Here is a 14084-nt window from a genome sequence, read left to right as displayed (position 1 = left end):
ATTTAGTGTAAAAAAATAATTTTAAATTTTGTGAATTCGTTCTACCGTGTCTAATACGGAAATTGACAAACGAATGATACAGTTTTCGGTACAGAATAGGTCATGAGGAATATTGCTTTCTAGCGCAATAATGTCACCTTTTTTTAAGACTTGCTTTTTTCCTTCAACACCAAAATCGATGGAGCCTTTAAACAATTCAATAATAATAGGGAAGGGGGCTTTGTGTTCCTTCATAAATTGTCCTTCTTTCATGACAATTCGTACTTCTTTGGTTGCTGCTGTTTTTAGCAATACGGTAACCGTTGGCTTGTCGTTTTCTTGATAGCTAATGTTTTCTAATAAGGATGCTTTATTCATAATTGTTGTTATTTATTCTTCAGTTAAAATTTTAAAAGTCATTTTGTCAATAGTTTTGTTGGCTTGGACTTGACAGGCCAGTCGGGTGTTTTTGAGGTTTGTATTATTTTTTTTTAGAATTTCTATTTCTGTGGCAGATTGAAAATCGTTTTTAATTTCTTTGTTTGATCTAACTGCACAAGTGCCGCAAAGTCCTTTGCCTTTACAGGCTCCAAATTCTTCTGGGTAATTCTCTTCAATGAGTTCTCTTAAATTTGCATACTCGTTTTTTTTGAAGCTCAATACAAATTTGTCATTGTAAGAATCTGTTACATTTATTGTATAGCTTGTTTTGTTGATTTGTATGTTATTTGAATTTGGCATTAAGTGTTTTTAAAGACTATACTCGGATCTTCTTATCCTCTTTGTTTTTAATTTTTTTATCTTTTTAAAAAGAAGGTTTCAGTATCCATATCTTTTACAACCATGGCTAATGTTGTGGTTTCCAACATTTTTTTTAGTTGGTTTCTAATTTCAATGAATTTAAAATGCAGGGGGCAAGGAGAGTTTTCGTTGCATTTTTTCAAGCCTAAACCACAGCCGGTATAAATAGAATCTCCATCCAATATAGCCACCACATCGCTTAATTTAACAACATCCATTTTTTCATGTTCTATAACAAAACCACCATAGGGACCTTTGATTGATTTTACAATTTCATTGCGCGTTAATTGTTGCAGTACTTTTGCGGTAAAAGCTTGTGGAGAATCAATGGCATCAGAAATGGTTGTTAAACTTACCTTGTTGTCCTGAGCTGTTTGCTGGGCAATATAAATGATGGCTCTAAGTCCGTATTCACATGATTTTGAAAACATATTGTTGTAATTATAGGGCAAATTTAAAGAACTATTTAATAACAGACAAACTTATCCGTTATAAAATTAGAGTTATTTTATTTTCTTTTAAAGTTGGCTTTAAATTGAATCAGTCCAACAAATAATTGTGATCAAAAGCTCTTTTAATTGGTTTCATAGTAAAGAATAGCATCTATGTACACATTATTGAGTTAATATCCGCTAAATGGTAGTATTAGCTGTCAAAGTGTGATTATCTTTGCACAAAATTATTTTATATGAGTCAACAGTTTTCAGATTTAGGAATCAATGCAGCATTACAAGAAAGTTTAAGCGATTTAGGAATTAGTGTTCCAACAGCTATTCAGGAAAAAGTAATACCCGTACTCTTAAATCAAAAAGAAGATGTCGTTGCTTTGGCAAAAACAGGAACGGGAAAAACTGCAGCTTTCGGATTGCCCTTGTTGCAATTGATTGATTTAGAAAACCCAGGAATTCAAGCCGTAATATTAACTCCTACAAGAGAATTAGGGCAACAAATATTTGCGAATTTAGAAGCTTTCGCAACGAATAGTCCAGGTATTTCTATCGCATCTGTTTGTGGAGGTGCTTCTGTAAAATCGCAAATAGAACGTTTAAAAGAAGACACACATATTGTAGTGGCTACACCAGGTCGTTTGGCCGATTTGGTAGAACGAAAGGCTATTGATATTAAAAACATTTCTTATTTTATTTTAGACGAAGCCGATGAAATGGTGGTTGCTTTAAAAGAAGGTTTGGATAGTATCATCAAAGAAATTCCAAAAAAGAGAAGAACTTTATTGTTTACGGCAACTATGCCAGGTGCAATCAAACAATTGGTGCAAAATTACATGTCGAAACACGTGCTACAGTTAGAAGCGGATATGGCAACGGTAGGACATCAAGGAATTGACCATCAGTATGTGGTGGTTGAACCGATAGAGAAATTAGAGGTTTTGCTACACTTTTTAAATTCAAAAGAAGGACAAAGAGGAATTATATTTTGCAAGACCAAAGCAGCAGTTAATAAATTGGCAAAGAATTTAGCCATCAATAAATTTTCTTCAGGAGCCATCCATGGTAGTTTGTCACAAGGTATTCGTGATCGTATTATGGGGCAATTTAGAGAAGGGTATATTGATATTTTAGTAGCCACAGATTTGGCGGCTCGTGGTATTGACGTAAAAGATGTAGCTTACGTGGTCAATTATCATTTGCCAGATACTTTTGATGCCTATGTGCATAGAAGTGGTCGAACGGCTAGAGCAGGAGCCAAAGGTTTGTCATTGACCATATTGCAACAAGAAGAAGTTGCAGAAATTGCTGAATTTGAAAAAGCTTTGGAAATTAGTTTTAAGCCTTTTCAAAAAGCCAATGCAGAAAGTATTGAAGAAAATAACGGTTTGTTGTGGGCAAAGAAAATATTTAAAACCAAACCAAATCGTGAAATTTCAGAAGAATTTAAAAAGAAGGTGAAAACTATTTTTCATCATTTGACCAAAGAAGAATTGGTAGAGAAAATTTTGGCCAATTATGTAGCGCAAAATAATGCAGCAGCAGCAAAGCCAGAAGTTTCAAAAAAGAAAAAAAAGAAGTAATTGTGTTTTAGGTTTGTATTCTTTGCTATTTAATTTTTTTAGAAAAATGGTGCAAACTTATTGAAAACAAAAAACGTAGGCTCAAAAGTGCTAAAGAGCGTAGTAAGGGTCAAGAGACGAATGCTAGAAAAGGCGCCAATAAAAAGATAATATAGGAGTAGTATTTTATGAGTGAGCAGAAGAACAATCCGGAAATAGACGTATGTATTCAAACAATACAACGATTGTTGGAGGATACCAATCAGCTTTTTGAGTTGCCAGAAGCACAAAGAGTACAACTTTTTAAAGTTGCGGGAGAATTGTCGAGACCCAATCGTGATGAATTTCAACGAAGAAGAAAAGACGCTAAAAAAGCGGCAAAACGTAAAATGATTGCCAAAGATACACATGCAAGAAAATCTACGGGTATTCGATCGGCACGTGAATCGGCTTTGTTTGTGGCGCCTAAATTATTAGCACCTGCGGCCATTCCTGAAGATACACCAGAATTGGAATCTCCACGAAATTGTTATGTATGTAAGGCGGTGTATACCAAATTGCATCATTTTTACGATACCATGTGTACGGACTGTGGTGATTTGAATTATGCGAAACGTTTTCAAACTACAGATTTAAAAGATCAAGTGGCGGTTATTACCGGTTCTCGTTTAAAAATCGGATATCATATTACCTTGATGTTATTGCGTTCAGGAGCAACGGTTGTGGCTACCACACGTTTTCCTGCAGATTCTGCGATTCGATTTTCGAAAGAAGACGATTATAAGGAGTGGAGTGACCGATTGCATATTCATGGTTTGGATTTGAGACATATTCCGAGTGTGGAAATTTTTTGTAATTATATAGAGCAAAAATACGATCGACTAGACATACTGATCAACAATGCTGCACAGACGGTAAGAAGACCTTCAGGATTTTATTTCCACTTGATGGAAAATGAAAAATTACCTGTGGACGAATTGCCTAAACTGGCACAAAAATTATTAAAAGATCATACAGGCTGTTTACAGGAGTTGTCAGAACTAAGTACGGCAACGGCTAAAACCAGTAAAAACAATGTATTGCCAGTCACTTGGCACGGACCAGAACCTGGAATTGGTTTGCGTAATTCTGCAGAATTGTCACAAATTCCTTACAGTTTTGATAATTCTTTGCAGACTTCAGAAGTTTTTCCAGAAGGACAATTGGATGAAGATTTGCAACAGGTAGATTTAAGAAAAACGAATAGCTGGCGTTTAAAGCTTGGAGAAATTGAAACTACGGAAATGGTAGAGGTACAGTTAGTAAATGCTGTAGCACCTTTTGTATTGTGTAACCGTTTGTCAAATTTAATGATGAAAGAAAACACAGGAAAAAAACACATCATCAATGTGTCTGCTATGGAAGGAAAATTCCACAGATTCAAAAAAGTAGACCGTCACCCACATACCAATATGGCCAAAGCGGCTTTGAATATGCTAACCCATACTTCTGCAGCAACCTTTGCCAAGTCGGGAATTTATATGAACGCGGTAGATACCGGTTGGGTAACAGATGAAGATCCAGCAGAGTTGTCAAAAAAGAAAGTTGAGGTTCACGATTTTCAGCCTCCTTTAGATATTGTAGATGGAGCTGCGCGTGTAATGGATCCTTTAATTGACGGGATCAATACAGGAAAACATTGGTGTGGTAAATTCTTAAAAGATTATTTCCCTATCGATTGGTAGGTTTTTATCCATTAGCTTTTGGCTTTTGGCAGTTGAGTAATAGAGTAGAGGTAAAATAGCGAAAAGCAAATAGCCAATCGCAAACATTCGGAATAAATTATGGCAAATACTATAAAAGAACAAGAGGAAATTTTAGCAAAGCTAAATATCCATACGTTGAACCCAATGCAAGAAGAAGCTTTGGAGGTGATGCGTAACAATACAAATTCAATATTGTTATCACCCACAGGAACAGGGAAAACCTTGGCTTTTTTATTACCTGTATTGGAACAATTAGATCCAGAATGCAAAGAAGTACAAGCTTTAATTGTAGTGCCTTCAAGAGAGTTGGCCATTCAAATTGAGCAGGTAATCAGAAACATGGGATCGGGTTACAAAGCCAATGCTATTTACGGTGGTAGAACTATTTCAAAAGATAAAATTGAACTAAAACATACACCGGCTATTTTAATTGGAACACCTGGTCGTTTGTCAGATCATTTTGTGCAAGCGCGTTTTACGACCAAAGATATCAAGACTTTGGTGATTGATGAATTTGATATTTCTTTTGAAGTAGGTGCTGGTGGTGATATGCGAAATATCATCAGTCATTTGCCAAATTTAACAAAGCGTATTTTAACGTCTGCAACGCAAGGGGCGGCTATTCCTAGTTATTTTAGAATGGAAAAAGCGGCAACGCTAAATTATTTAAAAGAAAAAGCGACTTCAAAGTTGGTGGTAAAAACGGTGGTTTCTCCTTCTAAAAATAAGCACAATACCTTGGTGGAACTGCTGAATTTTTTAGGAAATGAACCGGGAATCGTTTTTTGTAATAAAAAAGGAACCATTGAAGATATCAGTCTGTTTTTAGATAAAAAGAAAATAGAGCATACTTGTTTTCATGCGGGTATGGAACAAAAAGATAGAGAGCGTGCTTTGATTCAATTAAAGAATGGTAGTGTTTCTGTTTTGGTGGCTAGTGATTTGGCTTCTAGAGGAATTGACATTCCTGAAATGAAATTTATCATTCATTTTGAAACACCAGATGCTTATGAAGAATATACGCATAGAAATGGGAGAACGGCAAGAGTAGATTCGAAAGGAACGGCTTATTTAATAAAAGGTGACAAAGAGATTTTTCCTGAATTTATTGAAAAACCAAATGTGATCAGACTTCCTAAAACGGGAACTCGTAAGCCACAATTTTGGGCAACGTTATTTATTTCGGGTGGTAGAAAAGATAAAATTTCTAAAGGGGATATTGCTGGTTTGTTTTTTAAACAAGGTGAAATTAACAGAGATCAGCTTGGAACTATTGATTTAAAACAAGACTGTGCTTTTGTAGCAGTGCCTTTGACCATTGCAAGTAAATTGGTTGAAAAATTAAATAATTCTAGATTGAAAAAGAAAAAAGTAAGAGTAACGCTTTTGTAAAAGCCAAACTTCCTACTACAAAAAACGCCCATCATTTCTGATGGGCGTTTTTTGTAGGATAAATTCTGTTTTGTTTATTAAGAATAAAGGATCAATAGCACACCAATCATAATACCTGCCAAAGGCACTAATTTTTTACGTTTGTTTTTCTCTTTGAATAAAAGTCCACCAATAACAACGGCAATGATTAACTGACTTCTTTTGATCGCTGAAAGTAGCATAATTAAGGCTTCTGGATCTTGTAAGGCTTTGAAATAAAAATAATCAGCAGTTTGCAATAATATTCCTACAGCTACTGTAGACCAACGGAATTTGAAATTTTGTCTTTTTTCTTTGTTGGGAAAAAAGTTGACCGATAAAATTAATAGTAGAATGATAATGGTATACCAACAAAACCAAAATTGTAAGGTTTGTGGAGTTAAGTCGAGCGACTGGACTAAAAATTTATCGTACAAACCAGAAGCACTTCCTAAAAATGTGGCTCCGATAATGGCATAAATCCATTTGTTCTTTTTAAAGACAATTCCTTCTTTTTTTCCAATTTTAGAATATAAAAACACCGAAAAGATGATCAGGAAAAATCCGATCCATTGAAATGGTGTAGGCTGTTCATTGTAAATAAGCATGGCTCCAATAAAGGTGAAAAAAGGGCCTGCTGAGCGAATAGGGGTAACAATTGTAATGGGTAAATGTTTTAAGGCTTGGTAAGCTAGTATCCAAGAACCTGCCATGATCATCGATTTTACAGCAATAAAACCGTGACTTGTCCAAGGGATATCGGCAATATAAAAACCGAGTTCTTTTAAGGAGTCAGGATAGTAATGAGACCCAATATAAAAAGGAAGAAATACTAGAAATCCTGAAATCAAGGTTCCCAATAAAACCGGGTACACTTCGTTGTTATTTACTGCGTGTTTTTTACATAAATTATGCAATCCTAAAAATAAAGCCGACAAAAGTCCTAAATACATCCACATGGCGGCAAAGATACTTTTTCAGTCGTACATTTTTGCATAAATTAGGCTTGTTTTCCTAGGAAATACGTAACAAAACCAGCTTGTGTAAATGGTTGTTTAAAAGGAGTTTATCGTTTTTTTTTATGGGATCAAAAATAAAAAATTAGGCATCTTCTCCAATTTCTTTTCCTAAATACACCAAACAGCTGCCTTTTTTAATATTAGACAGTTGGGTTTTGTTTACATAGGTGATAATATCCAAGTGATTGTCGGGATATTTTATAAACAAAGGAATCATGTCCTGATCCTTTTCGGCCATACGAATCAATTTGATGTATTCTTCTTTGGTATCAAAATTTACTTCGTGAATTTGCGGGTATTTATTGGCCACTTCAGATACAGAAACATAGTCATTTTTGTGGTACATGACATTGGCCGTCTTGTGATTTTCAATAACCTCAGCATGGGTACGAATTCTAAAAAGACCATTTTCTCCAAATTGCTTTTTAAATCGACGAAGAGCATATTTGTTGATTTCAGCATTTCCGGTCAAGGCAATTAAAAAACCAATATTACTCAACTCTATATTGTCCAATAATTCATCGGAATAAATATCCACCAACGAGGCGTCTAAGCCCATTTTTTTTGCTTTTTCTATATTGCCAATATTAGAATCTATCAATACTATTTGACGGTCATTTTCATTTAAGTAAGCCGCAATAATTCTTGAGAAATTAGAAGCACCAATAATTAATATGCCATTGGAACTTTTTAAGAATACCCCTGTAATTCTAGCAAATAAGCGGGCAGTAGTCGCATTGAACAAAACGGTTCCTAAAACTACTACAAAAACCAAAGGTGTAATATATTCAGCACCTTCTACACCATTTTTCACCAATTTTAAACCAAACAATGAAGCAATACCTGCAGCAACAATACCTCTAGGTCCTACCCAACTAATAAACAATTTTTCATTAAACTTTAAAGTCGAATTGATGGAAGATAAAAACACCCCCAAAGGTCGGATGATAAAAGCAATGGTTGCTAACAATGCCAAGGTCTGCCAGTTGTAAATCAACATTAAATCGGCCCAATTGACATTGGCAGCTAATAAAATAAATAAAATAGAAATTAGCAATACACTTAAAGATTCTTTAAAGTCTAAAATATCTTTGATATAAGGCAAATCGGAGTTTCCTAAAACCATTCCCATCACTACAACCGATAGCAAACCAGATTCATGTGAAAAAGCATCGGAAAGGACAAAAGTTCCTAAAACGGAAGCCAAAACAAATACATTCAATAAATAATGAGGAATTAATTTTTTACGGATGGCAAAGCTCAAGGCATGGGCAAACGTAAAGCCAAAGGTAGAACCGAACAATACAATTTTACTAAATTCTAAAAAAGCCGTTTTTGTATAGGTCGTTCCGGTACCTACGTTGATGAATTCAAAAACCAAAACGGCGACCAAAGCACCAATAGGATCAATTAAAATTCCTTCCCATTTTAAAACTGCAGAAACATCTTTTTTCAAAGGAATATTTCTTAGAATAGGAGTGATTACTGTGGGACCTGTCACAATAATTAAAGCTGAAAAAAGAAAAGACACCTGCCAGCTTAAATCGAAAATATAATGAACTGAAAATCCAGCACCCAAAAAAGTTACTGCCGAACCGATGGTAATAAGTTTGGAAATGACAGGCCCTACATTTTTAATTTCATTTAATTTTAAGGTCAAGCCCCCTTCAAATAAAATAATACTGATGGCCAAAGACACAAAATAATACAGACTTTCTCCAGGAAACAAGCCTTTTTCGCCATTCCAAACAGGTTCTATCCATTTGCTACCATCAGAACTTAACCATTCTGCGGCTATGGGGCCAACAAGCAATCCTATTAATATTAAAGGTAAGATGGCTGGGATTTTAAATTTCCAAGCCGACCACTGTGCTAAAATTCCTAAGATAACGATTCCAGATAGTTCTATCATTTCTTTGCGCTTACAAGATTAGTTCAAGAAAAACAAATATAACAATCCTTTTGAAATGATAGCAATACTATTATTTATTTACGAAGGCTTTTAAAAATTAGTAGAAACAGGCCGTTTAGCAGTTAATTAAAGTTAGCTGTATTCAGTATAGGGAAGAAGTCTAAGAAAAGTAGAAACAATAAAAAACCTTCCTTTTAAAAATAAAAGGAAGGTTTTTTTTAAAAGACTATTGAATGTAGGCTAATAGGCCATTTTTACAATTTCTTGTACTTTATCTGGTGATAAAGACTGGTGTTCTCCTAAAGCTACCCAACCACGATTGGTAAAACGTTTGGCAATTTCTTCCGCCGTTCCTTCGTAGTCATCTGTATAATCAGATAATTTTGTGTCAATGTCCAGTCCTTTAAAAAAGGCTTCTGTTTTTACTATCGCTGCATGGGCTTTTTCTTCTAAAGTTCCTTCTGTAATTTGCCAAACACGTTCGCCATACTGTGCTAATTTTTCTTTCTTCGTTTCAAAATTATAGGTATAATGACTTGCCGTTATAATGGCTAAAGTACGTGCATGGTCTATACCAAACAAAGCCGTTAATTCATGTCCCATGGCATGTACTGCCCAATCGGTAGGTACGCCTTTTTGAATTAAACCATTCAAGGCCATGGTGCAACTCCACATAAAATTGGCACTTGCTTTATAGTCCGTTGGGTCTTTTAGCACTTTTGGTGCGACTTCAATTAAGGTCTGTAAAATACTTTCTGCAAACCGATCTTGCAGCAAAGCCTCTACTGGGTAGGTCATGTATTGTTCTAATACATGTGTAAAAGCATCTGCCAAACCGTTGGCCAATTGGCGTTTCGGAATTGAGGCAATAACTTGTGGATCTAAAATTGAAAATTCAGGAAATAAACCAGGACCACCCATGGCTAATTTTTCTTTGGTTTCGGCTCTGGTAATAACCGCTCCAGAATTCATTTCTGAACCTGTAGCAGGCAAAGTCAGTACCGTACCAAAAGGCATTCCTTTTTCTGTTCTTATGTGTTGGCTTAAAATATCCCAAGGAGTTTCTCCTTCATAAAGCGCTGCAGAAGCTAAAAATTTAGTCCCGTCAATTACAGAACCACCACCTACGGCTAATAAGTAGGTAATGTTTTCTTTTTTAATAATAGCTAAGGCTTCTAGTAAAACCGCATATTCTGGGTTGGCAGGTATGCCTCCAAATTCAACGACGTCTACTTTTGCCAATGCCGATTTTACTTGCTCGTAAATTCCATTTTTTTTGATGCTTCCGCCTCCATAAAGTAACAGGACTTTGGCATCTTTAGGAATTTCGTTTTCTAAGTTTTTTATGGTATCCTTTCCAAAAATAATTTTGGTCGGGTTTTTAAAATCAAAATTGTTCATCTTGTGTGTTTTTGTATTATTCAATAACGGTAACCAACTCGCTCATTGGTTTGCGCACCTTTGTAAGGTTTACCAACCAATCTTCTTCTGTTTTTCTATAACCAATTGGCAATAAAACAGCACTACGCAATCCTTTTTCACGAAGTCCTAAAATTTCATCAACGGCAGTAGGATCAAAACCTTCTAAAGGAGTGGTATCAACGCCTTCATAAGCAGCAGCAATAATAGCAGCTGAAAATGCAATATACGCTTGTTTTGCAGCGTGATTAAAATTCTCTTCAGCGTCTTTTTGTGGGTAAGCACTCAATAACATTTGACGGTAGTTTTCCCAACCTTCGTTTTTAAAACCACGAATTTCATTGGTCAAATCAAACATATGGTTGATTCTATCTTCTGTATAAGTATCCCAAGCGGCAAAAACCAATAAATGAGAACTGTCTGTAATTACCGATTGATTCCAAGCAATAGGTCTAATTTTTTCTTTAATTTCTTGATTTTTAACCACAATAATTTCAAAAGGTTGCAAACCACTTGACGTAGGTGCCAAACGTGCCGCTTCTAAAATTCGTTCTATTTTGTCTTCAGCTACTTTTTCTCCATTCATCGCTTTTGCAGCGTATCTCCAGTTTAATTTGTCTAATAATTCCATATCTAAAATTGTTATTTATGTTGTTTTATTTGTTTGAAGTACTTCTTACTTCTCTTTAAGTATTCGTTTTTATTTGCACAGTTTTATACTGCTCCAAGCCGATTGGTAGGCTTCTTCTATATGTGTTTTGTCCAGTTGAAAAGAACCTCGTTTTTGGGCAATCATTAAAAAGGACAAAGGGTTGATGGCGTAGGCATACAATATATAATCGGAAATAGGTTTGATAATTTTTTCTGCTCTACCACGTTCCCAAAGGTCGAGTAGGGGTTGTAAATGTTTGATTCCTTCTTGTCGGCTTGGTTCATCAATCATTGGGGTATTGTCACATTGCGCCAAAAAATGGGCATGCTCACATTCCTTCAATTTAAAATCGGCAATGCGTTTCCAAATGGTTTCAAATCCTTTTTCAATACTCATTTGTTCGTCATAGGTAGCAAAGGCATAATCGGTATATGCGGCTTTTACTTCTATATAGGTTTTGTTCACCAAATCCTGCTTGTTTTCAAAATACAAATAAATGGTTGCCGGAGATACATTGGCCATTTTCGCAATTTTACTCATGGGCGTGGCATGAAATCCGTTGTTGTTTACCAACTCAATGGTTGCCTTGATCAGGGCATTTCGCTTGTCTATACTTTTTTGTAGTTTGGCCATCTTGTTTTATTTCTTCGGCAAAGATATAGAAACATGTTTAAAAGTGAACGTTCATTCTTTTTTTTAACACAATTTTAAATTCTTTAAAAATATAGGGGAAGAAGCAGCGCTAAAAGGAGGGAGAAAACCTACCTAATTTCTATAAGAGATGCGGGTAAATAAGGAGTTAGCTAAAAGAAATAAATTGACTAAAACCAATCGAAAATTAGTTGGGCAATTTGAATATTATAAAAAACAGCATGATAACTATACGAACAGTATAATAAGTAAACATGAGGTTTTTTATTCTGATATAAGAAGGAGGGGTGGAAAGCTAGAAAAAGAAAACAATAGATTAATTTTAATCAAAATTACTGGAGCTAAGTAATTATTCAATCTTTATAAAGAAAAGTACTCCTTCTTTTTACGAGTTCTAAGAAATCGAATAAATGTGTATCTTAGTTTGTACTAAATACATTGAAACATGACAACTTTAGATTTTACCTTACGTTTGTTAGTGGCCTTGTCGGCAGGTTTGGCCATTGGGTTTGAACGTCAGTTGCGCAACAAAACGGCAGGATTAAAAACCAATATGTTGGTAGCCACAGGAACCGCAATTTTTGTATTGCTTTCCTATAAGATCACAGAAACATCGGGAGATTTAACCCGAATTATTGCGATGATTGTTTCTGGAGTTGGATTTTTAGGAGCAGGAGTTATTTTTAGAGAAGGGTCCAATGTACACGGTTTAGGTTCTGCAGCCACTATTTGGTGCAGTGCAGCCATTGCTTGTCTGGCGGCTTCGGGTATGTTTTTAGAAACCCTTATTTGTACCACTTTGGTCATTTTTGTCAATTCTGTTTTAATTCCCATTGAAAAATGGTTGAAGAACAGGAAGTAAGGCAAGGACATTTACCAGTTTATACCAAACAGCTTTTTTTAGCTTGCTGAAGAGCTCGTATAGTTCATCGATACAATTGGAGAATTTATAGAGTGATTTTTGGCAAACGTCTATTTTCTTTTAATTAAACAGTTCATCCTACTATCTTTGAAGGATGCAATTAAATGTCGTTAAAAAATGAAATTACCACTTCTTATATTTAGTTTCTTATTTGCCGCTGTTTGTCATGGACAAGCAACTGCTACAAAAGCACTAAAAAGTACTAATGCTGACATAAACAATTCTATTGCTGTGTATAGTTTTGAGGAATTAGAACCATTATTAACGAGCGATTCCAACAAAACTTTTCTTATTAATTTTTGGGCCATGTGGTGCGCACCTTGTGTTAAAGAATTGCCTATTCTACAAGCCTATGAAAAAGAGCATCCGAATGTGGAGGTCTTGTTGGTAAGTCTTGATTTTCCTGAAGATATTGAAACAAAACTAAAACCCTTTTTAAAGAAGAAGGGCATTACTTCAAAAGTAATTGTATTAGATGCGCCTAATGCCAACAGTTGGATTGATAAAATAGATCCAAATTGGTCTGGTGCCATTCCTTTTACTATTGTATTCAATGCAAAAAATAGAGCTTATTACGAAAGAGCTTTTGAGGATGTAGAAGATTTAAAAAATGAAATAAAAAAAACAATTAAAAATAAATAATAATGAAAAAACGCAATTCCATCTTAGCTGCTGTACTAGTAGTAAGCAGCTTATTTATCTCCCTAAATGTAAGTGCCCAAGACCATAGAAATGGACCTCCACCAAAGGGAGATCGAAAAGGCCCACCTAGAGGCAATCACAATCCGGAACAAACCAAAACCTTAGAAGAAATAGGAGGGTATAAAATTGGAGATACCGCTACAGATTTTAAACTTAAAAATGTAGATGGTAAATTCTTTTCAATGGCTGATCTAAAAGGTGCTAAAGGATATATTGTTGTTTTTACCTGTAACGGCTGTCCGTTTTCAAAAATGTATGAAGACCGTTTGATAGCGTTGCACACTGCCTATGCTTCAAAAGGATATTCGGTTATTGCCATCAATCCAAATGTGAGTGAGAACAATGAAAGAGAAAGTTTTGAGGCCATGCAAGAAAGAGCAGCTGAAAAGAAATTTCCGTTTGTGTATTTAGCAGATGAAGGTCAAAAAATTACGCCGTTGTATGGAGCTGTTAGAACGCCACACGTTTTTTTATTGGATAAAGCAAAAAAGGTACAATATATTGGTACTATTGACGACAATCCAAAACATGCAGAAGACGTAAAAATAAAGTATTTAGAAAATGCCATAAACGCCTTGGAAAATGGCGAGAAGCCAACGCCTAATTTTACCAAAGCGATTGGTTGTCCCGTAAAACCAAATAAATAATTTAGTAGCAATAGTCCATCAATTTTGATGGGGGTATAAAAGCAGTTTCGGAATTTTCGAAGCTGTTTTTTTATGTATAAAGTATTTTTTACAGCGATACTATTTTCTAGGAAAACGTTTTTAAATTAGTTTTTTAGCTGTTCCTGATATGATTTATAAGGCTGTACTAATTCAAATAAATTCTTAAATTGGCCGCACTACTGGGGATGGAGGAAGA

General features: G+C 35.1%; 14 protein-coding genes. 6 read left to right on the top strand and 8 right to left on the bottom strand.

The annotated features are described in order from the left end of the window. Positions 1-21: 21 nt before the first annotated feature. The 3 genes from FGM02_RS08830 to FGM02_RS08820 are packed head-to-tail and all read right to left on the bottom strand — an operon-like array spanning position 22 to position 1211. Complete coding sequence (locus tag FGM02_RS08830; protein ID WP_139958002.1) at positions 22-357, bottom strand: cupin domain-containing protein; 336 nt, start codon at positions 355-357, stop codon at positions 22-24. A gap of 12 nt (positions 358-369) precedes the next feature. After that, positions 370-720: a 2Fe-2S iron-sulfur cluster-binding protein gene (locus FGM02_RS08825; RefSeq protein ID WP_139958001.1), complete on the bottom strand. Its 351-nt coding sequence runs from the start codon at positions 718-720 to the stop codon at positions 370-372. 56 nt (positions 721-776) lie between these two features. Continuing rightward, the gene (locus tag FGM02_RS08820; protein ID WP_139958000.1) at positions 777-1211 is read right to left on the bottom strand and encodes an RrF2 family transcriptional regulator; all 435 of its coding nucleotides are present in this window, start codon (positions 1209-1211) and stop codon (positions 777-779) included. A 257-nt stretch (positions 1212-1468) separates the two neighbouring features. Between FGM02_RS08820 and FGM02_RS08815 the strand changes: the two genes are divergently transcribed. The 3 genes from FGM02_RS08815 (at position 1469) to FGM02_RS08805 (ending at position 5925) form a co-directional block, all read left to right on the top strand. Then, positions 1469-2809: a DEAD/DEAH box helicase gene (locus tag FGM02_RS08815; RefSeq protein ID WP_139957999.1), complete on the top strand. Its 1341-nt coding sequence runs from the start codon at positions 1469-1471 to the stop codon at positions 2807-2809. A 167-nt stretch (positions 2810-2976) separates the two neighbouring features. Then, on the top strand, positions 2977-4512 hold the full coding sequence (locus FGM02_RS08810) for an SDR family NAD(P)-dependent oxidoreductase (protein ID WP_139957998.1): 1536 nt from the start codon (positions 2977-2979) through the stop codon (positions 4510-4512). A 99-nt stretch (positions 4513-4611) separates the two neighbouring features. After that, a complete protein-coding gene (locus FGM02_RS08805; RefSeq protein ID WP_139957997.1) occupies positions 4612-5925 on the top strand; it encodes a DEAD/DEAH box helicase in 1314 nt (437 codons plus the stop codon). A 77-nt stretch (positions 5926-6002) separates the two neighbouring features. On the opposite strand, the gene FGM02_RS08800 is transcribed toward FGM02_RS08805, so the two are convergent. The 5 genes from FGM02_RS08800 to FGM02_RS08780 all read right to left on the bottom strand — a co-directional run bounded on the left by FGM02_RS08800 (position 6003) and on the right by FGM02_RS08780 (position 11578). Further along, a complete protein-coding gene (locus tag FGM02_RS08800) occupies positions 6003-6902 on the bottom strand; it encodes an EamA family transporter (protein WP_139957996.1) in 900 nt (299 codons plus the stop codon). A gap of 142 nt (positions 6903-7044) precedes the next feature. Beyond that, positions 7045-8874 (bottom strand): cation:proton antiporter, encoded by a 1830-nt coding sequence (locus FGM02_RS08795; RefSeq protein WP_139957995.1) that lies wholly within the window; start codon positions 8872-8874, stop codon positions 7045-7047. Positions 8875-9114: 240 nt separating this feature from the next. Further along, the gene (locus FGM02_RS08790; protein WP_139957994.1) at positions 9115-10275 is read right to left on the bottom strand and encodes an iron-containing alcohol dehydrogenase; all 1161 of its coding nucleotides are present in this window, start codon (positions 10273-10275) and stop codon (positions 9115-9117) included. A gap of 16 nt (positions 10276-10291) precedes the next feature. Further along, positions 10292-10924 carry a nitroreductase family protein gene (locus FGM02_RS08785; RefSeq protein ID WP_139957993.1) on the bottom strand — a complete coding sequence of 211 codons (633 nt, stop codon included), beginning with the start codon at positions 10922-10924 and terminating at the stop codon, positions 10292-10294. Positions 10925-10993: 69 nt separating this feature from the next. Next, positions 10994-11578, bottom strand: coding sequence for a TetR/AcrR family transcriptional regulator (locus FGM02_RS08780; RefSeq protein WP_139957992.1), 585 nt, complete (start codon positions 11576-11578; stop codon positions 10994-10996). A gap of 463 nt (positions 11579-12041) precedes the next feature. On the opposite strand from FGM02_RS08780, the gene FGM02_RS08775 reads away from it, so the two are divergent. From FGM02_RS08775 to FGM02_RS08765, 3 genes are all read left to right on the top strand, one after another. Beyond that, positions 12042-12458, top strand: coding sequence for an MgtC/SapB family protein (locus FGM02_RS08775; RefSeq protein WP_139957991.1), 417 nt, complete (start codon positions 12042-12044; stop codon positions 12456-12458). Between the two features lie 177 nt (positions 12459-12635). Then, on the top strand, positions 12636-13160 hold the full coding sequence (locus FGM02_RS08770; protein WP_139957990.1) for a TlpA family protein disulfide reductase: 525 nt from the start codon (positions 12636-12638) through the stop codon (positions 13158-13160). A 2-nt stretch (positions 13161-13162) separates the two neighbouring features. After that, positions 13163-13867: a thioredoxin family protein gene (locus tag FGM02_RS08765; protein ID WP_139957989.1), complete on the top strand. Its 705-nt coding sequence runs from the start codon at positions 13163-13165 to the stop codon at positions 13865-13867. Positions 13868-14084: the final 217 nt, after the last annotated feature.

This window comes from Flavicella sediminum (genome assembly GCF_006381105.1).
Lineage (GTDB): Bacteria > Bacteroidota > Bacteroidia > Flavobacteriales > Flavobacteriaceae > Flavicella > Flavicella sediminum.
Note: the sequence above shows the minus strand (reverse complement) of the source record. Positions and strands in the feature narration are given on the sequence as shown.

Excerpts from the sequence above, each read along its gene's own strand:
- FGM02_RS08770 (WP_139957990.1), top strand. The coding sequence starts at position 12,636 with ATGAAATTACCACTTCTTATATTTAGTTTCTTATTTGCCGCTGTTTGT.
- FGM02_RS08790 (WP_139957994.1), bottom strand. The coding sequence starts at position 10,275 with ATGAACAATTTTGATTTTAAAAACCCGACCAAAATTATTTTTGGAAAG.
- FGM02_RS08820 (WP_139958000.1), bottom strand. The coding sequence starts at position 1,211 with ATGTTTTCAAAATCATGTGAATACGGACTTAGAGCCATCATTTATATT.
- FGM02_RS08805 (WP_139957997.1), top strand. The coding sequence starts at position 4,612 with ATGGCAAATACTATAAAAGAACAAGAGGAAATTTTAGCAAAGCTAAAT.
- FGM02_RS08830 (WP_139958002.1), bottom strand. The coding sequence starts at position 357 with ATGAATAAAGCATCCTTATTAGAAAACATTAGCTATCAAGAAAACGAC.
- FGM02_RS08825 (WP_139958001.1), bottom strand. The coding sequence starts at position 720 with ATGCCAAATTCAAATAACATACAAATCAACAAAACAAGCTATACAATA.
- FGM02_RS08815 (WP_139957999.1), top strand. The coding sequence starts at position 1,469 with ATGAGTCAACAGTTTTCAGATTTAGGAATCAATGCAGCATTACAAGAA.
- FGM02_RS08800 (WP_139957996.1), bottom strand. The coding sequence starts at position 6,902 with ATGTGGATGTATTTAGGACTTTTGTCGGCTTTATTTTTAGGATTGCAT.
- FGM02_RS08795 (WP_139957995.1), bottom strand. The coding sequence starts at position 8,874 with ATGATAGAACTATCTGGAATCGTTATCTTAGGAATTTTAGCACAGTGG.
- FGM02_RS08765 (WP_139957989.1), top strand. The coding sequence starts at position 13,163 with ATGAAAAAACGCAATTCCATCTTAGCTGCTGTACTAGTAGTAAGCAGC.
- FGM02_RS08810 (WP_139957998.1), top strand. The coding sequence starts at position 2,977 with ATGAGTGAGCAGAAGAACAATCCGGAAATAGACGTATGTATTCAAACA.
- FGM02_RS08775 (WP_139957991.1), top strand. The coding sequence starts at position 12,042 with ATGACAACTTTAGATTTTACCTTACGTTTGTTAGTGGCCTTGTCGGCA.
- FGM02_RS08785 (WP_139957993.1), bottom strand. The coding sequence starts at position 10,924 with ATGGAATTATTAGACAAATTAAACTGGAGATACGCTGCAAAAGCGATG.
- FGM02_RS08780 (WP_139957992.1), bottom strand. The coding sequence starts at position 11,578 with ATGGCCAAACTACAAAAAAGTATAGACAAGCGAAATGCCCTGATCAAG.